This is a genomic window from Kitasatospora purpeofusca (genome assembly GCF_000718025.1).
Classification (GTDB): Bacteria; Actinomycetota; Actinomycetes; order Streptomycetales; family Streptomycetaceae; genus Kitasatospora; species Kitasatospora purpeofusca.
Genome location: NZ_JODS01000003.1, coordinates 74,988 through 98,339, shown reverse-complemented (window position 1 = coordinate 98,339; position 23,352 = coordinate 74,988). Strand labels below are relative to the sequence as shown.

Below are 23,352 nucleotides of genomic sequence, written 5' to 3'. Positions count from 1 at the left end.
GGGCGTCATGGCCACCATCACCATCGACAAGGTCTCCCGCTGGTTCGGGAACGTGGTCGCCGTCAACGACGTCAGCATGTCGATCGGCCCCGGCATCACGGGCCTGCTCGGCCCGAACGGCGCCGGCAAGTCGACCCTCATCCACATGATGAGCGGCTTCCTGGCACCGTCCACCGGCACGGTCACCCTGGACGGCGCGCCGATCTGGCGCAACCAGGAGGTGTACCGGCAGATCGGCCTGGTCCCCGAGCGGGAGTCGATGTACGACTACCTGACCGGCTGGGAGTTCGTGCTCGCCAACGCCGAGCTGCACGGCCTGCCCCACCCGGGCGCCGCCGCCCGCAAGGCGCTCGCCCTGGTCGAGATGGAGTACGCCCAGGAGCGGCGCACCGGCACCTACTCCAAGGGCATGAAACAGCGGGTCAAGATGGCCTCGGCGCTGGTCCACGACCCGGCGGTGCTGCTGCTCGACGAGCCGTTCAACGGCATGGACCCGCGCCAGCGGCTCCAGCTGATGGACCTGCTGCGGCGGTTCGGCGCGGACGGCCGGACGGTGCTGTTCTCCTCGCACATCCTGGAGGAGGTCGAGCAGCTGGCCCGGCACATCGAGGTGGTGGTGGCCGGCCGGCACGCGGCGTCCGGGGACTTCCGCAAGATCCGCCGGCTGATGACCTACCGCCCGCACCGCTACCTGGTCCGCTCCAGCGACGACCGCAAGCTCGCGTCGGCGCTGATCGCCGACCCCTCGACGGCCGGCATCGAGCTGGACTGGCAGGAGAAGGCACTGCGGATCCAGGCGGTGAACTTCCAGGGCTTCACCACCCTGCTGCCGCAGGTCGCCCAGCGGGCCGGTATCCGGCTGTACACCGTGGCCCCGGCGGACGAGTCGCTGGAGAGCGTGTTCTCCTACCTCGTCTCCGCGTAGCCCCGGCACCCGGCCCCCGGGCCGCCGATGCCGCCGCCCGCCGACCGGCACCCCTCACCAGGACCAGGAACCCCAGGAAGGCCGACCCACCATGAACCCGACCGTCGCCAGGCTGACGCTGCGCGGCCTGCTCGGCCGCCGCCGCGGCTTGCTGCTGCTGGTGGTCCCCGTCCTGCTGCTGCTCGTCTCGGCGTTCGCCGCCGCGTCCAGCGGGAACCACCACGACCTGGTCGTCGACATCCTCGGCAAGCTCGGTCTGGGGACCCTGCTGCCGATCCTCGGACTGGTCGTCGGCACCGGCGCCATCGCCACCGAGATCGACGACGGCTCGATCGTCTACCTGCTCGCCAAGCCGCTGCCGCGCTGGAAGATCATCACCACCAAGCTGACGGTGGCGATCGGCATCACCTGGGCCTTCTCGGCGGTGCCGATGCTGCTGTCCGGGTTGCTGATGTACGGCACCAAGGAGGGCCTGGCGCTCGCCTACACGGCCGCCGCGCTGGTCGCCGGGGCCGCGTACAGCGCGCTGTTCCTGCTGCTCGGCGTGGTGACCCGGCACGCGGTGGTGGCCGGGCTGGCGTACGCGCTGGTGTGGGAGTCGGTGATCGGCAACTTCGTCGAGGGCGCCCGCAAGCTGAGCATCCAGCAGTGGGGGATGGCGGTGGCCGAGTCGGTGGCCGCCGAGGGCTCGCTCACCTCGGTGGTCTCGCTCGGCGCGGCCGTCGTGCTGCTGCTGGTGGTCGCGGTGGCGGCGACCGTGCTCGCCTCGGTGAAGCTGGCCGGGCTCACCCTGGCCTCGGAGGAGTAGGACACCTCCCGGAGCACACGTACGAACGGCCCGCACGGCTCACCGAGCCGTGCGGGCCGTTCCGTCCGCGTCAGAGGGTGCGGTCCCGCCCGGCGCCCCAGCCGGCGACGGCGACCACGCCGGTCAGGACCAGCATCAGCGCCAGCACCGTGGTCCAGCCGCCGGTCGCCTGGCGCAGCGCGCCCGCCCCGACCGGTCCGGCCGCCGCGACCAGGTAGCCGACCGCCTGCGACATCCCGCCCAGCTGGGCGGCGCCGGCGGCGCTGTCGGTCCGCAGCACGATGAAGGCGAGGCCGAGGCCGAGCGAACCGCCCTGGGCGACGCCGAGGATGACGGCCGCCACCCAGGCGCCGGGCACCGGGGCGATCAGCAGGACGGCGATGCCGACCGCGTTGAGCAGGGCCATCGCGACGGCGAGCGCCCGCTGGTTGGTCATCCGCCCGGCGAACAGCGGCACCAGGAAGGCGCCGGCCACCTGGACCAGGTTGGAGAAGGCGAAGACCAGACCGGCCTCGCCGCGGTCCATCCCGTGGTCGGCCAGGATCGTCGGCATCCACGCGACCAGGGTGTAGACCAGCAGCGACGAGATGCCCATGAACAGGCTGATCTGCCAGGCCAGCGGCGAGCGCCAGATCCCCTGGATCGGCCGGACCGGGGCGACCGGCGGGTTGGTCACACCGACGGCACCGACGGCACCGACGGCACCCGCGCCGTCCCGGGCCGCCCGGGCCCGCAGCACCTGCGGCAGCCAGGCCACCGCCGCGACCAGCGCGAGCAGCGACCAGGCGCCGAGCGAGGCCTCCCAGCCACCGCCGAGCGCGTGCTCCAGCGGCACCGACAGACCGGCCGCCATGGTCGCGCCGACCAGCATGGTGGTCGAGTAGACGCCGGTCATCGCGGCGGCCCGGTCCGGGAACTCGCGCTTGACCAGGCCGGGCATCGAGACGTTCAGTACGGCGATCGCGACCCCGATCACCACGCACCCGGCGTACAGCGCCGCCACCGAGGGCAGCACCCGCAGCAGCACTCCGGCGCCGAGCACCAGCACCGCGCCCAGCACCACCCGCTCGGTGCCGAACCGCCGGGTCAGCCGGGGGGTGAGCGGCGCGCCGACGCCCTGGAAGAGCACCGGCACGGTGGTGATCAGTCCGCTCGCGGTGGCGGAGAGACCGAAGGAGCGCTGGATCTCGCCCACCATCGGCGACACCGCCGCCAGGCAGGCGCGCATGTTCAGGGCGACCAGCAGGATGCCGGTCAGCAGCAGCGCGGGGTGGGCGAGCCGGGAGCGGACGGGGAGCGGGACGGCGGTGGTGACAACCGGCTGCTGGGCACGGGTGACGGCCATGGGTGGTGCTCTTTCGTGGGATTCGGAGTGCGTCCGGGCAGGCGGACGGAACGGAAGGGGGGCCTCGGCCCGCTCACTTCCGGGCGGCGATGGCGGCGAGGAGCTGCTCGACGGCCGCGGTGGGTTCGGCGAGCAGCTCGCGACAGGCCCGTTCGGCCCGGTCCGGGTCGCCGCTCTCGATCGCGTCGACCAGTGCCGCGTGGGTCGCCACGACCACCTCGGGCATGTCGTGGTCGCCGAACGCCGTCCGCATCGACTCGCGCACCGAGGCGCCGAAGTAGCGGTACACCTCGGTCAGCGCCGGGTTGTGCGCGGCCTCGACGACGGCGGTGTGGAACTCCAGGTCGTGCTCGACGGTGGCCTCGCGGCCGGCCCGCTCGGGGTGCGAGGCGATCACCTCGGCCTCGCGGGCCAGCGCGGCCCGCATCCGGACGATGTCCTCGGGGGTGTGCCGCAGCGCCGCCAGCCGGGCGGCCTCGGCCTCCAGGGCGGCCCGGACCTCCAGGACGTCCCGCACGCCGGAGCGCTGCACCCCGCGCAGTACGGCGGCCGGGTCGCTGGTGGAGCGGACGAAGGTGCCCTCGCCCTGCCGGGAGACCAGCATGCCCGCGTGCACCAGCACCCGGATCGCCTCGCGGACGGTGTTCCGCCCGATCCCGAGGCGTTCGGCGAGCTCGTGCTCGGTCGGGATCCGCGAGCCGACCGGCCAGACGCCGCTGCTCAGCTGCTCCCGCAGCTGGTCGATCGCGGTGTCCACCAGGGAGCGCCGCCCGGCGGTCTGCAGCGTGTCGTTGCCGCTGTGCGCGCTGCTCATGGCGGGCTCCTCCCGGTCTGTCGGGCTCGGTGGTCGAGGTGTGGTGCGTCGGGGCGTGGCGGTCGAGCGCCCGGTGTGTCGAGGCTCGGTCGTCGGTCATCCTACAACTGCTTGCCCGGTCATCCTACAACTGGGGATGAACGGCCCGGGAACCGTCCGCGGCGGCCTGGCGTTCCTCCGGACGACCGGCGCTCCGGACCGCCCCGGAAGGATCCGGGAGGACGGGCCCGGTCCACACCCCCTGATGCGAGGAGAACGTCCGCATGGTGTTCAAGAAGCTGCTCGGTGCCCTGGGCGTCGGCGGTCCCGGTGTCGACACCGTCCTGAGCACGCCGGTCGTGCGGCCCGGCGGGACGATGGCCGGCACGGTCGAGCTGACCGGCGGGACGGTGGAGGCGGACATCCGGGGGATCACGCTGACCCTGGTCGCCCGGGTGGAGATCGAGCACGAGGACGGCGAGAGCACCGGCCTCTACCCGTTCGCGCGGTTCTCGGTCACCGCGCCGCTGAAGCTGGCGCCGGGCGAGAACCGCTCGATCCCGTTCTCCGTCCAGGTGCCGTGGGAGACCCCGGTCACCGCCGTCGCCGGGCAGCGCCTGCACGGGATGCAGCTCGGTGTGCGCACCGAGGTCGACATCGCGGGCGCGCTCGACAAGGGCGACTCGGACCCGCTGGAGGTCGAGCCGCTGCCGGTGCAGCACCGGATCCTGGAGACCCTGCTCCAGTTGGGCTTCCGGTTCCGCGCGGCGGACCTGGAGGCCGGGCACATCCGCGGCACCGGGCAGACCCTGCCCTTCTACCAGGAGATCGAGTACTCGGCGGCGCCGCAGTACGCGCACTCCTGCAACTCGCTGGAGGTCAGCTTCGTGACCACCCCGGACAAGGTCGAGGTGGTGCTGGAGGCGGACCGCCGGGGCGGCCTGTTCGGCGGTGGCGGGGACGTGATCCGCACCCATGTGGTCGGCCACGGCCAGGCGGACGAGGACCTCACGGCGCTGGTGGACGGCTGGATCCGCGCCGCGCTCTGAGGCCGCGCGGCCCCGGCCCCGGGTTCGGTCGCGGCCCCGCTCTCGGAGCCGCACCGGTCCGGGGCCGGGATCAGCCGTAGGAGACGTTGCTGCAGATGTCGTCGTCGCCCGACCTGGCCTCGCTGACCACCTCGGTGGGCAGCGGGGCCGGACTGCCGGCCGGGCCGGTGGCGGTCGGCGAGGCGGAACCGCCCGCCGCGTAGTCCCGGCCGAGCCGCAGACTGATCCCGGCCGCCTGCCCCGGAGCCACCGCGGCGCCCGGGAACAGCGCGGCGACCTTCTCCGCGGCGGCCCGCTGCCCGGTGCCGTACTCGACCGTGGTGGTCGCCCGCGCGGTGCCGCGGCTGGACGTCCCGGCGACGGTGACCCGGGCCGCCCGCAGGGTCTCGGCGGCCCGGGCGGCCAGGCCGGCGGCGTTGGTGGCGTTGTACACGGTGACCCGGATCGGCGCGCCGTCGGCGCCGACCGCCGGGGAGGGCTCGGCGCTCGGTGTCGGTGTGGGCGTGGGTGTGGGCGTCGGCTCGCCCGCGGCCTCCTGCTGGCCGGTGGCGTCCTGGCCGTCGATGGTCCGATCGGCCTGCAGGGTCCGCCACAGGGTGTCGACCGCCGGGTGCACCAGATCGATCCGGGCGCCGGAGTAGCGCCAGGGCGTGGTCAGGAACTTGACCTCGTGCAGATCGATGCCCTTCAGCGTCAGCGCGAAGTCCACCAGCTTGGCGGCCGAGTCCAGGCCGGGGTCGACGGTCATCGAACGGGTCGCGGCGTCGGCCAGCGGCAGCAGGGTGCCGGGGCTCAGTCCCTTGCTCTTGATCTTCGCCAGCAAGGAGGCCAGGAAAGCCTGCTGACGCTTCATCCGGCCGACGTCCGAGTCGTCCCCGATACCGTGCCGCAGCCGCACGTAGTCCAGCGCCTGCTGCCCGGAGACCCGCTGGCGGCCCTTGGCGAGCACCACCTTGCCCTTCCGGCCCAGGTTGGGGTTGATGTTGCCCTCGTGGATGTCGTTCGGCAGGCAGACGTCGACCCCGCCGACGGCGCCGGTCATCGCGGCGAAGCCCTCGAAGTTCACCTCGATGGTGTGGTCCACCCGGATGCCGGTGAGCCGCTCCACCGTGTTCAGCGTGCAGGCCGGGTTTCCGGTCTCGGAATTGCCCACCGAGAAGGCCGAGTTGAACATCTGTGCGGGCTGCTCCCGGGTCCACTTGCCGTTCGGCAGCTTGCACCGGGGCACGGTCACCAGGGCGTCGCGCGGGATCGAGATGCCGACCGCGTGCCGGTGGTCCGCGTACACGTGCAGCAGGATCGTGGTGTCCGAGCGGGCGCCGGTCTCGTCGCCGCCGCCCAGGTCGCTGTTCTTCCCGGAGCGTGAATCGGAGCCGATCAGCAGCAGGTTGACGGGCCGGTTGCCGTGCGCGTCGGCGGCCGATTCGGGCGGGCGGTCCGGGGAGATGGCATCCGCGTCGAAGGAGCGGAGATTGCCGTTCAGCTTGTAGTACACCGCGCCGCCGGCGCCGGCCAGGACCACCAGCACCCCGGCCACGGACCAGGCGATCAGCCGTCGGGCGCCGCTGCGGCCGTCCCGTTCGGAACCCGGGGCGGCGGCGGTCCGCCTCCCGTTCCCGGCGCCGCCGCCCCGGGCTTCGGCGCGGGGCTCCCTGGGGGCGTCCCGGCGGGCGGCCCGGGTGGCCGTCCGACCGCCCTCGGCGGTCCCGCCCCGGCCCGGGCGGACCGGGTCGGCGCGGTCGCGGGCGGCCCTGCGGGCCTCGGCCCGGCCGCCGGGGCGCGGCGACGGGAGCCGTCCGGGGCCGTCCTCGGGCCGCTCGGTCCGGACCGCGTCGTCGGTCCGGACGCCGCCGTCGGCGCGCCCCCGCCCCGCCGGATCCGGCGGGCTCCCGTCCCACTGGACTGACATGGCGCGCACCTCTCAGTGACCGAAGCGGGCAACCCTGGGAGCATACAAACTCTTCCGCCGCCGCCCGGCCGCCGAACCCGGCCGAACCGGGCCGCACCCCCGCCGACCCGGGCGTTCGCCGCACCGGGCCGCCGCACGGTCACTCCAACGGCTGAACCGGCGGGCGGCGCGGGCGGGTTCACCCCGGCGTGCGGCGGACGCACCGCGACCCCGGCGCGGGTACGGCACCGGGGTCGTGGGAGTTCGGGGTCGGGCGCGGAGGGAGCGCGGGGATTCAGAGCGCGGGGAAGAGGCGCTCCAGCACGGCGGCGACGCCGTCCTCGTCGTTGCTCAGGGTGACCTCGTCGGCCACCGCGAGCAGCTCCCGGTGCGCGTTGGCCATCGCGACGCCGTGCCGGGCCCAGCCGAACATCGGCACGTCGTTGGGCATGTCGCCGAAGGCGATGGTGTCGGCGGCCGTCACCCCGAGCCGACGGGCGGCGACGGCCAGCCCGGTGGCCTTGGAGAGGCCGAGCGGCAGCAGTTCGACCACACCGGCGCCGGCCATCACCACGCCGACCAGGTCGCCGGCCGCGTTGCGGGCGGCCTCGGCGAGGGCGTCGTCGCCGAGTTCGTGGTGCTGTATGTACAGCTTGCTGATCGGGGAGGCGAGCAGCTCGGACGGCGGGACCTCGACGACCGGCAGCTCGGAGCCGATCTGCAGCCGGTAGCCGGGGCCGGCCAGGACGTCGCCCTCCAGGCCGTCCTGGTTGGCGGCGATCGCCAGCGGGCCGACCTCGGCCTCGATCTTCTCGATCGCGAGCGCGGCCACCCGGCGGTCCAGGGTGAGCGAGGTGAGCAGCTTGTGCGCGCCGGCGTCGTAGACCTGGGCGCCCTGGCCGCAGACCGCTATGCCCCGGTAGCCGATCTCGTCGAAGACCGGGCGGGCCCAGGTGGCCGAGCGGCCGGTGACGATGATGTGCAGCGCCCCGGCCGCGGTGGCGGTGGCCAGCGCGGCGCGGGTGCGCGCGGTGACGGTCTCGGAGCTGCTCAGCAGCGTGCCGTCGAGGTCGGTGGCGACCAGCTTGAAGGGCAGGCCGCCACCGTCCGAGGGGGAGACGGGGCTGGGGCTGGTGGTGCTCATGGGCCGTGCGTCTCCCGGGAGTTGCTTCTTCACTGCGGACCGGCGGGGCCGGTGCTACTTGACCGGCTCCAGCACGGTGCGGCCGCCGAGGTAGGGGCGGAGCGCCTCGGGGACCACGACCGAGCCGTCGGGCTGCTGGTGGTTCTCCAGGATCGCCACGATGGTGCGCGGAACGGCGACCAGGGTGCCGTTCAGCGTGGCCAGCGGGCGGACCTTGCCGTCCTCGCGCATCCGGATGGAGAGGCGGCGGGCCTGGTACTCGGTGGTGTTCGAGGTCGAGGTGACCTCGCGGTACTTGCCCTGGGTCGGGACCCAGGCCTCGATGTCGAACTTGCGCGCGGCCGAGGCGCCGAGGTCGCCGGAGGCGACGTCGATGACCCGGTAGGGCAGTTCGAGCGCGTTGAGGAAGTCCTTCTCCCACTGGAGCAGGCGGCGGTGCTCGTTCTCGGCGTCCTCGGGGGTGGTGAAGACGAACATCTCCACCTTCTCGAACTGGTGGACGCGGATGATGCCGCGGGTGTCCTTGCCGTAGGTGCCGGCCTCGCGGCGGAAGCAGGACGAGTAGCCGGCGTAGCGCAGCGGCAGCTTGTCGGCGTCGAGGATCTCGTCCATGTGGTACGCCGCGAGCGGGACCTCGCTGGTGCCGACGAGGTAGCGCTCGTCGTCCTCCAGGTAGTACACGTTCTCCGCGGCCTGGCCGAGGAAGCCGGTGCCGTCCATGGCGGCGGCGCGGACCAGGGCCGGGGTGATCATCGGCACGAAGCCGGCGGCGGTGGCCTGGGCGATCGCCATGTTGACCAGGGCGAGCTCCAGCAGCGCGCCGACACCGGTCAGGTAGTAGGACCGGGCACCGGCGACCTTGGCACCGCGCTCGGTGTCGATCGCGCCGAGCAACTGGCCCAGCTCGACGTGGTCGCGGGGCTCGAAGCCCTCGGCGGCGAAGTCGCGCGGGGTGCCGATCTCCTCCAGCGTGACGAAGTCCTCCTCGCCGCCGACCGGGGCGGCCGGGTCGATGAGGTTCGCCAGCGAGCGGAGCAGGCGCTCGGCCTCGTCCTTGGCCTCGCCCTGTTCGGCGTCGGCGGCCTTGACCTCGGCGGCCAGCTCCTTGGTGCGCTGGAGCAGGGCGGCCTTCTCGTCGCCCTGGGCCTTGGCGACGAGCTTGCCGAGCGACTTCTGCTCGGCGCGGAGTTCGTCGAAGCGCGTGCCCGAGGACCGGCGGCGTTCGTCGGCGGAGAGGAGGGCGTCGACCAGGTCGACGTCCTCGCCACGGACGCGCTGCGAGGCGCGCACTCGGTCAGGGTCCTCACGGAGCAGGCGAAGGTCAATCACGGGGCCAAGCCTACCGGGCGGGGGCCCGTCCACCGGTACCGGTTTTCCCCTGGGGATAACTCGCCCCAGCCTGTGGATAACTCTTGTGGGAAACGATCCCAACCCGGGTTATCCACAGGCTCCCGGCCGGGGCTGTGGATCGTGGGGCGGCGCCGGTGGACTGCGGAACGAACCATGGAATTCGGGTTTGAAACCTTATTTGACCTTCCCGGGTGAGGGAATTGAAGCACTCGGACGGGTGATTTGCCGACACCCGGGTGACTCTGGTCCGATTAGTCATCTCTGCGACGCAAACCGATGATCCGACCGATGTGCGCAGTGGCTATACCGGTTTGTCGACTCGTCCCCAAGCCTGTGGATAACTCGAGCCTGTGGACAGTGGAAGCCCCTGTGGACAAGCCGGGGGCCGGGGCGGCCGCCCTGTGGACGACCGCCCGGCGGTGCAGAAAACGGTTTCAAAAGGACAAGTGGACGGCGAATGTCCCCCGGATGTCCTCGGCCGTCGTCAACGGTCCTCGGCTGTCCGGAGCCGTTCTCGCGCCCGTCAGATGTCCCCGCGCCCGTCGAGGCAACGGGAGAGCCAGTCCGCGGCCGCACCGAAATCCGCGTCCGAGGTGCCGGGCCGCTGGTGCCCGGACACCTGCCGGTCGGCACGCGGATAGGAGCCGAGGAACCGCACCTGCGGGCAGATCCGCTTGAGGCCCATCAGCGCCTCGCCGACCCGGCGGTCGCTGAGGTGCCCCTCGCAGTCGATCAGGAAGCAGTAGTTGCCGAGCCCCTCCCCGGTCGGGCGGGACTCGATCCGCATCAGGTTGACCCCGCGCACCGCGAACTCCTGGAGCAGCTCCAGCAGCGCGCCCGGGTGGTCGTCCGGCAGCCAGACCACCATCGAGGTCTTGTCCGCCCCGGTCGGCGAGGACACCCGGCCCGGGCGGCCCACCAGGACGAACCGGGTGGTCGCGCTCTGCACGTCCACGATGTCCTTGACCAGCGGGTCCAGCCCGTAGATCGGGGCCGCGAACTCGCCCGCGAACGCCCCGTCGTACCGGCCCTCGGCGACCAGCCGGGCGCCGTCGGCGTTCGAGGCGGCCGACTCCCAGTGCGCGTCCGGGAGGTTGGCGGCGAGCCAGCGGCGGACCTGGGCCTGCGCCACCGGGTGGCTGGTGACGGTCTTGACGTCCGCCAGCCCGGTGCCCGGCCGCACCAGCAGCGCGAAGGTGATCGGCAGCAGCACCTCGCGGTAGATCATCAGCGGGACGCCGGAGGCGAGTTCGTCGTTGGTGGCCGTGACGGCGCCCTCGACCGAGTTCTCGATCGGCACGAACGCGCCCGAGGCCTCGCGGCCCCGCACCGCGTCCAGCACCAGCTGCACCGAGGACATCGGCACCAGCTCCCGGGTCGCCGCCTCCGGCAGGGTGCGCAGGGCCGCCTCGGTAAAGGTCCCGGCCGGCCCGAGGTACGTGTAGCGGGTGGCCGACATGACGCCTCCAAGGGGAACGGGACCGACGGGAGTTCGGCGGACCGCCGAAAGAAGCCACCTTAGCCACTCCCGGCGCCGCCCGTGGTCGCGTCCCGCTCCGTGGGAGGAGACCGGACGACCGGTGGACGGCGGGCGGTCACGCGCCGGGCGGACCGGGCCCACCGGGCAGGTCGCACGGCCCGGACGGCCCGGTCGCCCGGACGGGCGGATCAGTCGAACAGGCTCTGCCCGACGTACCCGTCCGGCGACACCCCCGGCGGGACGGCGTACAGCCCGCTCGCCTCGTGCCGCAGGAAGCGGGACAGCCCGTCGCCCCGGGCCAGCTTGCGCTGCACCGGGGTGAACCCCTTGCGCGGGTCGGACTGGAAGGCCAGGAAGAGCAGTCCGGCGTCCGGCGACCCGTCGGCCAGCAGGCCGTCGTGGTACGAGAACCCGCGCCGCAGCATGGCCGCCCCGCCGTTGGCGGCCGGCGCCGCGACCCGGATGTGCGCGTCCGCCGGCACGGCCAGCGACCCGTCCGCCGCCTGCGCGGCGAGGTCCACCGGGGTGCGCTCGCCCGCGTCGGCGGCCGCGCCGAGCGGTGCGCCGTCCGACTTGCGCCGTCCGATCACCCGCTCCTGGCGGTCCACCGGCAGCGCCTCCCAGTTGTCCAGCAGCATCCGGATCCGCCGGAACACCAGGAACGAGCCGCCCGCCAGCCAGGCCGGCTGCTCGCCCCCGGCGGCGACGAACACCTTGGCCGCGAAGCCGTCCTCGTCCGGCCGGGGGTTGTTGGTGCCGTCGACCTGGCCCATCAGATTGCGCCCGGTCATCGGGTTCGGGGTGGCGCCGGGCGTCCGGGCGAAGCCGGACATCTGCCAGCGCAGCGCCGCGGTCCCGGCCGCCTGGCGCTGGAGCACCCGCAGCGCGTGCACCGCGACCAGGGCGTCGTCGGCGCCGATCTGCACGAACAGGTCGCCGTCGCCGCGGGCCGGGTCCAGCGCGTCGGCCGGGAAGGCGGGCAGCGGCTCCAGCCCGGCCGGGCGGTGGTCGGCCAGCCCGGTCCGGTCGAACAGGGTGGCGCCGAAGCCGAAGGTGACGGTGAGCGAGCAGGGCCCGGCGTCCAGGGCGATCTGGTTCTCGAACTCGTCGGCCGGCTCGCCCACCGCCATCCGGGTGGCGGTGCGCGACCAGCGCCGGAGCAGCGCCCGCACGCCGTCCCGGCCGACCCCGCCGGCCAGGTCGAAGGCGGCCAGCTGGACCCGGGCCTGCTGGGGTTCGAGGATCCCGGCCTGGTGCTCGCCGTGGAATCCCACCGCGGCGAGCCCCAGACCGGGGCCCGCCCCGGTCGCCGCCCTGGGCGGGCTCTGGTCGCGCCGCTCCACGGTCAGGGCCGTCGCGGCCCCGGCCCCGGCGCCGACCACCAGGCCGGCCCCGGCGGTGCCCAGCAGCGTCCGCCGGGTCAGGCCGGGGGCACGGCCCCCGGTGCTGCCCCCGTCGGTGGTGTCCCCGGCGGCGCTGTCGGTGCCGGTGCTGGTGCTGTCGGCGTTGGTGCTGGTGCTGCTCTCCATGGGGATGGTCCGCCCTATCCGATCTTCAGCTGCTTGATCTCCGTGGTCTGGTCGATGTCGGAGGATCTGATCACCACCGACACCACCCAGTTCCCGGCGAGCGGCAGCTGCGCCGTCCCGGTCCAGCGGCCGGTGCCCTCGGTGGTGAGCGGGACGGTGAGCGGGCCGAGGTCGCGGTCCGGCAGGGTGAAGGCGAGCTCGACCTCGGGGACCTCGACGGGCGAGCCGTCCGCGCCGTCCAGCTTCAGGTGCACCTCGTTCGACCCGGTGCCGGCCGGGTTGAGGGTGACGGTCGCGGTGCCCTTGGCGTTCGGCGTCCGGCCCTTGGTGTCGTACGGGAGCTTGAGCTCCACGGTCCGGCCGGGCACCGTCTGCGGGGCGGGCGCCCCACCGGTGGTCCCGCCGGAGGTGCCGCCGGACGTCGTGGCGGCGCCGTTCGCCGCGGCGGCCGCGACCTCGCCCGCCACCCGTCCGGGCGGGGAGTTGGTGAGCAGGGTGGTGACCACCAGGACGGCCACCGCGACCGCCGCCTCGACCAGCACCGAGCGGCGCAGGCCGGCCCGGGTCGGGGTGAGCCCCCGGTCCCGGTCGGCGTTCGCCCGGGCCGCCCGCTGACGGGCCAGCTGGGCCCGGCGGACCGGGTCCTCGGTGTCCGCGCCGCTGTCGGAAGCGGCATCGGAGGCAGCGCCGGAAACGGTCTCGGACGCGGTGTCGGGGCCGGGAGTCGCGGCGACCGCGACCGGCTCCGGCACGACCTCGGCCGCCTCCTCCGGGGTGGCGCGCAGCCGGGCGAGCCAGGTGCGGGACATCCAGGCGACGCCGAGCATGGCGATCACACAGCCGGTCTTCACCAGCAGCAGCCGCCCGTAGTCGGTGCCGGTCAGCGCGCCCCAGCTGCCGAGGCCGCGCCAGGACTGGTAGACGCCGGTGCCGGCCAGCACCAGGACGGCGCCGAACGCGATCTTCGAGAAGCGGTCCGCGACCTCCGCGCCGATCCCCTCGCGCAGCCCGACCAGCATCGCGGCCAGGCCGCCCAGCCAGAGCGCCATGGCGACCAGGTGGAGCATGCCGAGCGGCAGCGCCAGCCAGACCTGGATGCCCACCGAGGCGTGGTCCGCGCCGGCCCAGGTCGCCGAGAGCGCGACGGCCAGCACCAGTCCGGCCACCCCGAGGCCCAGCCGGGCCTCGCGCTGCGGGCGTTCGGCGGCGCGCCGCTCCAGCTCCCGCAGCTCGGCCTCCTCCGGATCGCCGTCCGCCCCGGCCCCGGCGGTCCCCGGTCCGGTCCTGCCGGCCCCGGCCGTACCGGCCCCGCCGTTCGCGGCGGCCTTCGCACCGGCGCCCTGCGGCAGCCCGAGCTGACCGACCAGCAGGGAGAGGAACACCCCGCTCGCGGCGAGCAGCAGCAGCCGGGCCGCCAGCGCCGTGCCGATCCGCTCGTCCAGCGTGGTCCGGACCAGCGACAGGTCGAAGGCCTTGCCGATCCCCGAGCCCCGCTCGTACGGTCCGCGCAGCATCAGCACCGCGACGGTGGACACCAGCAGCGCCACCCAGCCGGTCATCAGCAGTCGCTGCACCGGGCGCCGGGACGCCCCGGCCGGCCAGCAGAGCAGCACGAAGCCGGCCGCGCCGGCGAGCAGCGCGAACGCCGCGTAGGCGACCGTCCGGGCGGTGCCGTAGAGCGCGGCGACCAGGCCGTCGGCCTCGGCGCTCTGCAGGGCGGTGGTGGAGACGGTGGTGGCCGAGGGCGCGCCGATCGAGAAGGTGAAGGCCCCGCCGATGGGGTGCGAGTCCTCCGAGACGGCTCGCCAGGCGACGGTGTAGGTGCCGTTGGCGAGTCCGGAGCCGAGCCCGACCCGGGCGGTGTTGTCCTTGCCGTCGGCGTGCGCGGGGCTGCCCGAGTCGACCGCCCGGCCGGCCGGGTCGAGCACCCGCACCGAGTCCGAGGAGAGCGAGACGGCCTCGCTGAAGGTCAGGGTGACGGTCTGCGGCGCGACGGGCAGGACGGCGTTCTGCGCCGGGTCGGTGGACTGCAGGGCGGCGTGCGCGGAGGCCGGTCCGGCGCCGGCGAGCAGCAGCGCGAGGACGGCGCCGAGCACGCCGAGCAGCCCGGCGGTCCGCCGTCCCAGCAGCCGCGCCGTCGCTGAACGAGCCGTCGCTGTCCGAGCCGCCGTCGCCCGCGCCGCGGTCGTCCGTGTCGTCCGTACTGTCGTCGTCGCCGCCCGCGCCGTTGCCGGCCGTGCCTTCGGCGTCCGTCCCATCAGCATCCTGCGATCCCTTACTGCTGGCCGGGCCGGTAGGTGAGCTCCTTGACCGGCACCTTGACCGAGATGGTGCCGGTGCGGGTGAAGGTCAGGTCGAGTTCGAGTTCGTCACCCAGGACCGGGGCCTTCTGCCACCCCATGATCATCAGATGGGTGCCGCCCCGGGCGAGCTGCAGCGCGCCGTGCGCGGGGACGTCGAGTTTCTCGACCTGCTCCATGGTGCTGGCGGTGGAGCGGTGCATGGTGACCGAGGAGGCGCCGGGGCTGGAGACCCTGACCAGCTCGTCGTCCTCGCCGCCCTCGTTGCGCACCGTCAGATAGCCGGCCGCCATGCCGCCGGCCGGCGGCATCGGGATGTAGGAGTCGGCGACGCTGAGTCGGGCCGCCCCGCCGGCGGAGGCTCCGCCGCCGTCCTGGCCGCCGGCCCCGCAGGCGACCAGGAAGGCGCCGCCGCCCAGTGCCGTCGCCAGCACCGCCCCTGCCAGCGCCGTCCGGCGGAAGCCGAGGGTGCCCTTCATGCCGCGACTCCCCTGGCGAGCAGCGGCAGGTCGTGCTCGAAGGTCTTCACCTCGGTGCCGCTCAGGTAGAGCACGTGCGCCTTGTCGTCCGAGGGCAGGAAGGCCAGCACCTGGGCGCCGTGGGTGGAGGTGACGGTGCCGTCGGGGTTGGTCACCGGGTCCTCGATCAGGATGCCGAGCGCCTTGGCGGCCGTCTTCACCTTGGCCAGGTCCCCGGTCAGGCCTATGAAGTCGCTGCCCATCGAGTCCAGCCAGGCGCGCAGCACCTGCGGGGTGTCGCGCTGCGGGTCGGTGGAGACGAACACGACGTCGACCTTCTGCCGCTCCTCCGGGGTGAGCTTCTTCATCGCCACGCCGATGTCGCCCATGGTGGTCGGGCAGACGTCCGGGCAGCTGGTGTAGCCGAAGAACAGCAGGGTGGTCCGGCCGCCGGTCTTCTGCCGCAGGTCGTAGGGCTGGCCGGAGGTGTCGGTCAGCTGGAGGTCGGGCTTGTCGAAGTGCTTGCCGAGCACGGTGCCCTCGTAGGGCGAGTCGGTCTTCTGCTGGACGACCTTGGCGGGGCCGGCGGTCTCGGAACCGGAGGAGCCGCAGGCCGTCAGGGCGAGCGCGGCGGCGAGGGCGACGGCGGTGGCCCCGGCCAGGCGGGCGGCGCGGGGGGTACGGGCGGAGCGGGGCATGGGAGGGTCCGATCGTGTGCGGTGGATCACCGGCGGGGCCGCGCCCGGGACGCGGGCGCGGCCGCGACGGGTGCCGGACGCGGCCCCGCCGGTGCTGGGATCAGGAGGCCGAGCCGCCGTTGCGGCGGCGCAGGCCGAGGACACCGACGGCGGTGCCGATCACACCGACCACGATGCCGACCACGCCGAGCACCCGGGCGGTGGAGTCGCTCGCCTTGTCGTCGGAGGCGGCGTCGCTCTTGGCCGCGTCGCCGTGCCCGCTGCCGTGGCCGTCGGCGGCGGCCGACGGGGTGGCGGAGGCGGTCACGCCGTGGCCGTCGGCCGAGGTGGCCTTGGTCAGCTTCAGCACCGGGGCGGGCTTGGCCGGCTCCGGCTGGCCGTCCTTGGCCTCGTCGATCCAGCGGACGACGTCACCGTTGTCGTAGGTCTGCAGGGCCTTGAAGACCAGCGAGTCGGCGTCGGTCGGCAGCGGGCCGAGCGAGACCCGGAACTCCTGGAACTGGCCGGGGGCGACCTTCACGCCGGCGTCGGCGGTCCAGGTGATCTTGGAGACGGCCTCGTTGACGTCGTTGCCGTGGACCTTGATCGGCTTGTCCAGCTTGGCCTTCTCGACGGTGGAGGTCCAGCCCGGCAGCGGCTGGGTGCGGACCGAGGCCAGCGGGTGGTCCAGCGGGAGGTTGACCTCCAGCTTCACGGTGCCGGCGGCGTCGTTCTCGTTCGGGACCCGGAAGTCGACGGCGGTGTAGCCGCCCTGCTCGGCGCTGCCCGGGTTTACGGTGACGTGGGCGAAGGCGGGACCGGCCAGGGCCACCACCGAGGCGGCGGCGGCGAGGGCGACGGCGGCGGTACGACGGGCGGGAAGGGAACGCATGGGGTTCGTGTCTCCGTTCGGAGGCTCGGCAGGCCCGCTCCCGGGCACGGAGGGGTCCGTGCCTCGGCGGGGCCGCGCGGCGGGGGAAGAAGTGGGGGGAGGAGGCCGCGGGACCGCACGGATCGGGCGGTCGCGGCACGGCGCCGCGTACTCCGGACCGCCGCCGGACCGGTACCGGTGGGGGGACACCGGGGACACGGGGGGCGGGTCAGTACGCGAGGGCCCCGAGGGGCGGCCCGCGCCGCACCACGCTGTGCCGCAGCACGGCACCGGTCGGCAGCGGGTCGTCCCCGCCGCGGCCGCGGGACCGGCGGACCGGTCCGCCGGGCAGGCCGAGCAGACCGCGCAGCAGCACCGCGGCCAGCGCGCACGCCGTCCGCAGCGGCTCTGCCGCCCGGTTCCGCGCGGCCGAGGCGGTGATCCGCACCAGCCGCCAGAGCGCCGCCTCGCCGCGCCGCAGCCACCAGCCGGCCAGCAGCGCCGCGCCGAGGTGGGCCGCCAGCATCGCCGGCGTCATCCCGAGCACGCCGCCCTGCCACCAGGGCGCGGCCGCGTACGCCTGCGGGTCCAGACCCGCGCCGGCCACCACCTGCTCGGCGGTCGGACTCCCGGGCAGACCGAGCAGGGTGCCGGGGCGGGCCTCGTTGCAGACCAGCCGGCTGGCCACCTGCGGCAGCGTCAGCGGGCCGGAGCCCAGCGGGCCGCCGTGGTGGTGCGCGCCGGCCGCCGCGTGGCCGCCGTAGGAGTGGAAGAGCAGGTGCAGCCCGAACTGGCCCGCGCCCAGCGCCCCGGCGATCGCGCCGAGCGAGCGCTCCCGCCCGCCGAGCACGGTGGCGAGCACCAGTACGGCCGCGAACCCGGCCGCGAGCGTGGGCAGGGCGACCTCGCCGCCGGCCGCGAACGCGTGCCCCGCGGCCGCGATCAGCGTGCACACCAGGGCGAACGGAACCGCCCGGGCAAGCCGCAGGTCCCAGGCGGCGGCCCCCACCGGCGCGTCCGGTGCGGGGGCGCCCGGGTGCGGGGCGGCGGCTGGGGCATTCATGGCCGGGACATCATCTCATCGCCCACACCCACCGGATCGGCAGGGTGGGAAATCCCTACGAATGCCCCGTTCGGCCCCGCGCACGGCCCCCGGTGTGCGCTGCTCGGCACATGCCTGTCCCCCCGTCCATCCGCCGAACGGGCGGTAGCGGGCCCTCGGCACGGTTCACCTCCGCACCACCCGGAGATACCTCGTTATATGTGGAGCCGCAGCCAGGAGGGACCTCCCGTGGACATCTGGTGGACTCTGCACCTCAAGCGCGACCCGGCCAGCGTGCCGCTCGCGCGCCGCATACTGCTCGGCGCGATGGCGACCGCGGGCGTCGATCCGCAGATCGCCCACGATCTCGGCGTCGCCCTCAGCGAGGCGTGCGCCAACGCGGTCGAGCACGGCGCGTGCGGGCGGCCCGACGACGGTTACCAGGTCACCGCCTCGATCAGCGGCGACCTGCTGCGGATCGAGGTGACCGACTCCGGTCCCGGCCTGCCCTGCCCCGACCGCCCGGCCCGCCGTCCGGCCCCCGCCGCCGTCCCCGCAGCACCGCCCGCCCGACCGGCGGGCCGGGCGCAGCCCCGCCGCCGGGCCCGGCGCGGCCGCGCCACCGTCCCGGCCTCGCTGCTCACCGCCCACCGCCCGCGCCGCGACGGCCGCCCGTACGACACCCACGTCCTGCCGCCCGCCGCCGACCCGGTGCCCACCTTCCGGCCGGTGGACCTGGACGCCCTGCCCGACCTCACCGCGGAGTCCGGCCGGGGCCTCTTCCTGATCCACGCCCTCACCGACCACGTCCAGCTCCGCAACCATCCGCTGCGGGGGGCGATCGTCAGCTTCGACAAGATCCTCAAGTGGCAGGACGGCGCGCTGCTGCGCCGGGCCTCGTAGCCGGGGCGGGCGGGCCGGGGTCAGTCGCGGGTGGTGGGGGTGGCGGCGGTGGCGGTCCGGTTGCGGCGGCGGGCGACGACGACGGCCCCGAGGCCGAGGGCGATCGCCACAACGCCGGTGACGGCGAGCGGCACGTTGCCGGAGCTCGCGCCGGTGCCGGCCAGCCGGGGGCCGGTCGGGTCGCCGCCGGGGGTGCCGGGGGTGGTGCCCGCGGCGGTGGCGGAGGGTGAGGGCGACGCGGTCGGCGAGGTGCTCGTGGTGGGCGTCGCCGACGCCGTCGGGGAGCCGCCCACGGTCGGGGCGGTGGTGACCGGGGCCGGCTCGGTGAGGGTGAGCTTGCTGGTCAGCGAGCCGAGCAGCCGGTTGCAGCGGTACTTCACATTGACCGGGCCCACCCCGTACGGGAGTACCTCCGAGGTACCGGCCACGGTGACGCCGTAGTCCCCGGGGACCGGGCCCGGACCGTCGGCGAACTGCAGCTCGGCGGTGATCATCTCGTGCGCCGGGACCTGGAAGGAGCCGATGGCGGTCGTCCCGGTGCCGTCGTTCGGCTCGACCGGGGTGAAGGGGCCGCCCTGGATCCTCACCAGGGGCTTGAACGGGGCGCTGCCCTGTGGACCCTCGATCCGGTAGGTGATCCGGAAGTCCGTCAGCACGGTGTCGCTGCTGTTGTAGAAGGAGAAGGCGAGGTTCTGCGGCGGGCCGCCCCTGACCAGCGTCGCCGCGGTCGGTACGGCGTGGGTCGGCATCGCGACCTGGTACTCGGACTCGCAGCCGGCGGGCAGGGTCGAGGTGGCCGACGGGGTGGCGGTCGCGGTGCCGGGGGCCGCGGAGGTCGGCGTGGCCGAGGGCGTGTCGGAGGCCGACGGTGTCGCCGTGCCGGAGGCGGTCGGGGTGGGCTCACCGGTGGTGGCCGTGGCCGTCGCCGTGGTGGTGGCGGTCGCCGTCGGCTCGGCCGTCGCGCTCGCCGAGGGCGACGGGCTGCCGTCGACGGCGGCCGCGACGGTGGTTCCGCCGGCCAGTACGCCGCCGGTCAGGACGAACAGGGTGGCGGTGGCCGCCAGGCGGGAAGTGCGCACAGGGGAGCTCCGGTGAAGGTCGGGCGAAACCGCTTGCGCATGGGGGACGTTCGAAGGGTCCGCACGGTTGTACGGACCCTTCGGACGTTCCGGCGGTGGAGCGTCAGCTGTGCGCGCCGGCCTTGCGGCGGCGCAGCACGAACAGGGTCCCGGCACCGGCCGCGAGCACGGCGGCACCGCCGAGGGCGATCGGCAGGGTGTTGGAGCTGGAGCCGGTGTCGGCCAGGTGGGGGCCGCTCACCGCGGACGGCGAGGCCGTCGCCTTGAGGGGGGTGGCGGCGGCGGTGGTGGACGAGGACTTGTCGGCCACCTTGAAGTCGCCCTCGTAGTAGTTGCCGTAGTGGGTGCAGCTGTTCGGCAGGGTGGAAGCGGGCTTGGGGAGGTCCGGCGTGTTGTCGAAGGCCTCGGAGCCACCGCCCACGGTGCCGCCGTAGTCGCCGACGGGGGCGGTGTTGGCGGCGATCCGGAACTGGATGGTGAGCTTCTCGCCCTTGGCGATCTTGTGGGTCCCGGTGTTGATGGCGCGGTCGACCAGTTCGGCCGGCTTCCAGTCCGAGCCGGGCAGCCGGAGCTGGACGGTGAAGAAGTCGGTCCGCCAGTCCAGTGGACGCTCGTTCCCGTTGTCGGTGATGTAGATGCTGGACGAGAACTTGGCGAGGTCCACACCGGTGGTGTTCTCGAAGGTCACCTGGACCTCCTGGGCCGGTCCGCCCTTGACCAGGGTGGTTCCCCAGAGGCCGGTGCCGGTGGTCTTGAGGTTGTCACCCCCGTGGACGCCGCCCTGGCAGCGGTTGGTGAACGTGGGTGCCGGGGGAGTGGGGTGGGTGGTCGGCTTCGTCGCGGTGGCCGACGGCGAGGTGGAGGCGCTGGGCGAGGTGGAGGGGTTCGGCGAGGTGGGCGCCGTGGGCGTGCCGCCGGCGTTCGGGGAGCCGCTCGGGGCCGCCGTGGTCGGGGCCGCGGTCGTCGGAGCCGCGCTGGTCGGGGCCGCCGTGGTCGGGGCCGGGGAGACGGCGGCGGCGCCGGCGGTGGCCGTGCCGGCCGTCGCGCCGAGGGAGAGCGCGATCAGCGTGGACGCGGCCAGAAGGCGGGAAGTGCGCACGGTCTTGCTCCAGCTTGATGAAGTCTGTCCGAATATGGGCGACTTGGCGCCTTGGTGTGATCACCGGCGCGTCGCAGGAGCGGCACCATATCGGAGGGTGGGCGAAGTGTCCGCCCCCGGGGGCCCGGAATGCGTTCGGCGACGGCCTACCCTGGCGCGATGGGTGCGGTGGGCGAGTGGGACCTGAGGCGGCTGCGGGTGCTGCGGGCGGTCGACGAGTGCGGGACGGTGACGGCGGCGGCCGAGCGGCTCCATCTGTCCCCCTCGGCGGTCTCGCAGCAGATCTCGGCGCTGGCCCGGCAGGTGGGCGCGCCGATGCTGGAGCCCTACGGCCGACGGGTGCGGCTGACCCCGGCGGCCCGACTGGTGCTGCGTCACGCGGCGGTGGTCTTCGGACAGCTGGAGCGGGCCGAGGCCGAGCTGGCCGGCTATCTGCACGGCGAGGCGGGCGAGGTCAGGGTGGGGGCCTTCGCCACCGCGATCACCGGGCTGCTGGTTCCGGCGGTGGCCCGGCTGCGCGAGGCCGCGCCGAGGCTGACCGTGCGGGTGGTGGAGGCCGAGGCGGACGAGGCGGTCCGGCTGCTGGCGGCGGGGGACGTCGACCTGGCGCTGTCGCTGGCCGTCGGACCGGTCGGCCGGGGCCCCGGATTCGTCGAGACGGAGCTGCTCAGCGACCCGTTGGACGTCGCGCTGTCGCCGGGGCACCCGCTGGCCGGGACGCCGGGGCTGCGGCTGGCGGACCTCGCGGCGGAGCCGTGGATCTACGGCGCGGCCGGGCCCTGGCGGGAGATCACCACGGCGGCCTGCGCCCAGGCCGGCTTCACCCCGGAGCGCGCGCACACCGCTGCGGACTGGACCGCGATCCTGGCGATGGTGGCGGCCGGACTGGGGGTGGCGCTGGTGCCGCGGCTGGCCTCGGCCGGACGGGGCGGCGCGGCGGTCGTCCGGGCGCTGCCGGCGGACCTGCCGACCCGCCGGGTGGTGGCGGCGGTCCGGGCCGGCACGGAGCGGACGCCTCCGCTGCGCCGGGTGCTGGCGGAGCTGACGGCCGTCGCCGAGACCCTTCAGCCGAACTGAACGGTTCGCTCAGTTCTTTGTGATGGACCTGAGCGGTTGCGCAGCGTGAGGGTGGGGGCATGACCACCGAACGGAACTCAGGCCCCCGTCCCGACCAGTTGTCCGACGCCGACGCCCCGCCGTACGGGGGCGGCAACCCCTACGCCGACTACCGCTCCGCCGAGTTCCCCTTCACCGGCCTGGTCGACCTCGCCGACCGCCGGCTGGGCGGCGCGGTCGTCGCCGCCAACGACGAGCTGTTCGCCGAGCGGGAGAACCTGCTGCTGCCGGGCGCGGCCGAGTTCCGCCCGCACACCTTCGGCAACAAGGGCCAGATCATGGACGGTTGGGAGACCAGGCGGCGGCGCGGCACCGGCGCCGGACACCCGCACCCGACCGCCGAGGACCGCGACTGGGCGCTGATCCGCCTGGGCGTGCCGGGAGTTGTGCACGGCGTGGTCGTCGACACCGCGCACTTCCGCGGCAACCACCCGCAGCAGATCGGCGTCGAGGGTGCCGAACTCCCGGGCACCCCGGGCCCGGAGGAGCTGCTGTCCCCGGAGACCGAGTGGCATCCGCTGGTCCCCCGCTCCCCGGTGCGCGGCCACGCCGCCAACGGCTTCGCCGTCGAAGGGGGCCGACGCTTCACGCACTTGAGGCTCAGCCAGTTCCCGGACGGCGGCATAGCCCGCTTCCGGGTGCACGGCGAGGCCCGTCCGGATCCGGCCTGGCTGGCCGCGCTCGGCACCTTCGACCTGGCCGCGGTCGAGAACGGCGGCGCCGTCGAGGACGCCTCGGACCGCTTCTTCTCCTCCCCGGTCAACCTCGCCCTGCCCGGCAAGTCCGGTGCGATGGGTGACGGTTGGGAGAACCGGCGGCGCCGCGACGACGGCCACGACTGGGTCCGGCTGCGGCTGGCCGGGCGGGGCGCGGTCCGGGCGGTGGAGGTCGACACCGGCTACTACGTCGGCAACGCGGCCGGCTGGGCGGCGCTGTCGGGCCGGGACGAGCAGGGCGCCGACCCCGAGGCCTGGTTCGAACTGGTGCCGCGCACCCGGCTCCAGCCGGACGCCGTGCACCGGCTGGTGGTCGACACCCCGCGCCCGGCCACCCATGTCCGGCTGGACGTCTTCCCGGACGGCGGGATCGCCCGGTTGCGGCTGTACGGCGGGCTGGTCTGACCCGGTCCCGTCCGGCGGCCCCGGTCCGACCCGGGGCCGCCCGGCGGGCCGCGCTCCGTTTGCCGGGTCCGGCGGCCCGCCGGACGATGGGGGCATGATGCACCAGATGCGGGCCGAGTTCGGCGCCGGCGGCGCGTCCGCCGGGGTGCGGCTGTGGCACATGGTCCGAGGCGGCGAGGACGCGGCGATGTGCGGCCGGGAGATCGACGCGGCGGCGCCCGCCCGGGAGGCGACGGACTGGGGGCACACCCCCGAGCTCTGCTGCCACACCTGCGGCGCCTATGTCCTGCGCGAGTCCCCCTACCTGGGGGACGAGCACCGGCCGGGACCTCCCGGCGAGCAGCCGGAAGCCGGCTGGCCGACGGGCTGACCCGG

At 74.6% G+C, this 23,352-nt stretch carries 21 protein-coding genes; 7 read left to right on the top strand and 14 right to left on the bottom strand.

The window, feature by feature from the left end; all coding sequences use genetic code 11:
- Window positions 1–7 precede the first annotated feature (7 nt).
- Window positions 8–925 carry an ABC transporter ATP-binding protein gene (locus tag IF01_RS0106485; RefSeq protein ID WP_030392314.1) on the top strand — a complete coding sequence of 306 codons (918 nt, stop codon included), beginning with the start codon at window positions 8–10 and terminating at the stop codon, window positions 923–925.
- A gap of 91 nt (window positions 926–1,016) precedes the next feature.
- The gene (locus IF01_RS0106480) at window positions 1,017–1,733 is read left to right on the top strand and encodes an ABC transporter permease (RefSeq protein WP_030392313.1); all 717 of its coding nucleotides are present in this window, start codon (window positions 1,017–1,019) and stop codon (window positions 1,731–1,733) included.
- A gap of 70 nt (window positions 1,734–1,803) precedes the next feature.
- On the opposite strand, the gene IF01_RS0106475 is transcribed toward IF01_RS0106480, so the two are convergent.
- Both IF01_RS0106475 and IF01_RS0106470 read right to left on the bottom strand, forming a co-directional pair.
- The gene (locus IF01_RS0106475; RefSeq protein WP_030392312.1) at window positions 1,804–3,078 is read right to left on the bottom strand and encodes a CynX/NimT family MFS transporter; all 1,275 of its coding nucleotides are present in this window, start codon (window positions 3,076–3,078) and stop codon (window positions 1,804–1,806) included.
- A 73-nt stretch (window positions 3,079–3,151) separates the two neighbouring features.
- Window positions 3,152–3,892, bottom strand: coding sequence for a FadR/GntR family transcriptional regulator (locus IF01_RS0106470; protein WP_030392311.1), 741 nt, complete (start codon window positions 3,890–3,892; stop codon window positions 3,152–3,154).
- Between the two features lie 263 nt (window positions 3,893–4,155).
- Here IF01_RS0106470 and IF01_RS0106465 point away from each other — a divergent pair, with 263 nt between their 5' ends.
- On the top strand, window positions 4,156–4,920 hold the full coding sequence (locus IF01_RS0106465) for a sporulation protein (RefSeq protein WP_030392310.1): 765 nt from the start codon (window positions 4,156–4,158) through the stop codon (window positions 4,918–4,920).
- A 70-nt stretch (window positions 4,921–4,990) separates the two neighbouring features.
- Here IF01_RS0106465 and IF01_RS0106460 read toward each other — a convergent pair whose 3' ends face one another.
- The 10 genes from IF01_RS0106460 to IF01_RS0106415 form a co-directional block, all read right to left on the bottom strand.
- Window positions 4,991–6,829: an LCP family protein gene (locus IF01_RS0106460; protein ID WP_078879723.1), complete on the bottom strand. Its 1,839-nt coding sequence runs from the start codon at window positions 6,827–6,829 to the stop codon at window positions 4,991–4,993.
- 274 nt (window positions 6,830–7,103) lie between these two features.
- Entirely contained in the window at window positions 7,104–7,952 is an 849-nt protein-coding gene (locus tag IF01_RS0106455) for an HAD family hydrolase (protein WP_030392308.1), read from the bottom strand.
- Between the two features lie 54 nt (window positions 7,953–8,006).
- Window positions 8,007–9,281, bottom strand: coding sequence for a serine--tRNA ligase (gene serS, locus IF01_RS0106450; RefSeq protein ID WP_030392307.1), 1,275 nt, complete (start codon window positions 9,279–9,281; stop codon window positions 8,007–8,009).
- A gap of 544 nt (window positions 9,282–9,825) precedes the next feature.
- Entirely contained in the window at window positions 9,826–10,761 is a 936-nt protein-coding gene (gene pheA / locus IF01_RS0106445; RefSeq protein WP_030392306.1) for a prephenate dehydratase, read from the bottom strand.
- Window positions 10,762–10,970: 209 nt separating this feature from the next.
- The gene (gene efeB / locus IF01_RS0106440) at window positions 10,971–12,311 is read right to left on the bottom strand and encodes an iron uptake transporter deferrochelatase/peroxidase subunit (RefSeq protein ID WP_078879722.1); all 1,341 of its coding nucleotides are present in this window, start codon (window positions 12,309–12,311) and stop codon (window positions 10,971–10,973) included.
- Window positions 12,312–12,325: 14 nt separating this feature from the next.
- Entirely contained in the window at window positions 12,326–14,407 is a 2,082-nt protein-coding gene (locus IF01_RS50890) for a copper resistance CopC/CopD family protein (protein ID WP_279617251.1), read from the bottom strand.
- A gap of 179 nt (window positions 14,408–14,586) precedes the next feature.
- A complete protein-coding gene (locus IF01_RS0106430) occupies window positions 14,587–15,090 on the bottom strand; it encodes a copper chaperone PCu(A)C (RefSeq protein WP_030392303.1) in 504 nt (167 codons plus the stop codon).
- Complete coding sequence (locus tag IF01_RS0106425; protein WP_030392302.1) at window positions 15,087–15,767, bottom strand: SCO family protein; 681 nt, start codon at window positions 15,765–15,767, stop codon at window positions 15,087–15,089. The genes IF01_RS0106430 and IF01_RS0106425 overlap by 4 nt, the downstream gene beginning before the upstream one ends.
- 100 nt (window positions 15,768–15,867) lie before the next feature.
- On the bottom strand, window positions 15,868–16,638 hold the full coding sequence (locus IF01_RS0106420) for a YcnI family copper-binding membrane protein (RefSeq protein WP_037779175.1): 771 nt from the start codon (window positions 16,636–16,638) through the stop codon (window positions 15,868–15,870).
- Window positions 16,639–16,846: 208 nt separating this feature from the next.
- A complete protein-coding gene (locus IF01_RS0106415; protein ID WP_030392300.1) occupies window positions 16,847–17,680 on the bottom strand; it encodes a hypothetical protein in 834 nt (277 codons plus the stop codon).
- 228 nt (window positions 17,681–17,908) lie between these two features.
- On the opposite strand from IF01_RS0106415, the gene IF01_RS0106410 reads away from it, so the two are divergent.
- A complete protein-coding gene (locus IF01_RS0106410) occupies window positions 17,909–18,562 on the top strand; it encodes an ATP-binding protein (protein WP_030392299.1) in 654 nt (217 codons plus the stop codon).
- 20 nt (window positions 18,563–18,582) lie between these two features.
- Here the strand turns inward: IF01_RS0106410 and IF01_RS48095 are convergent, their stop codons facing one another.
- Window positions 18,583–19,641, bottom strand: a complete 1,059-nt coding sequence (locus IF01_RS48095; protein ID WP_051754981.1) for a hypothetical protein — start codon at window positions 19,639–19,641, stop codon at window positions 18,583–18,585.
- Between the two features lie 103 nt (window positions 19,642–19,744).
- Complete coding sequence (locus IF01_RS49725; protein ID WP_030392297.1) at window positions 19,745–20,740, bottom strand: LAETG motif-containing sortase-dependent surface protein; 996 nt, start codon at window positions 20,738–20,740, stop codon at window positions 19,745–19,747.
- A 168-nt stretch (window positions 20,741–20,908) separates the two neighbouring features.
- Between IF01_RS49725 and IF01_RS0106395 the strand changes: the two genes are divergently transcribed.
- The 3 genes from IF01_RS0106395 (at window position 20,909) to IF01_RS0106385 (ending at window position 23,347) form a co-directional block, all read left to right on the top strand.
- Window positions 20,909–21,817: a LysR family transcriptional regulator gene (locus IF01_RS0106395; RefSeq protein ID WP_030392296.1), complete on the top strand. Its 909-nt coding sequence runs from the start codon at window positions 20,909–20,911 to the stop codon at window positions 21,815–21,817.
- 59 nt (window positions 21,818–21,876) lie between these two features.
- Entirely contained in the window at window positions 21,877–22,977 is a 1,101-nt protein-coding gene (alc, locus tag IF01_RS0106390; RefSeq protein WP_051754980.1) for an allantoicase, read from the top strand.
- A gap of 94 nt (window positions 22,978–23,071) precedes the next feature.
- The gene (locus tag IF01_RS0106385; RefSeq protein ID WP_051740615.1) at window positions 23,072–23,347 is read left to right on the top strand and encodes a hypothetical protein; all 276 of its coding nucleotides are present in this window, start codon (window positions 23,072–23,074) and stop codon (window positions 23,345–23,347) included.
- Window positions 23,348–23,352: the final 5 nt, after the last annotated feature.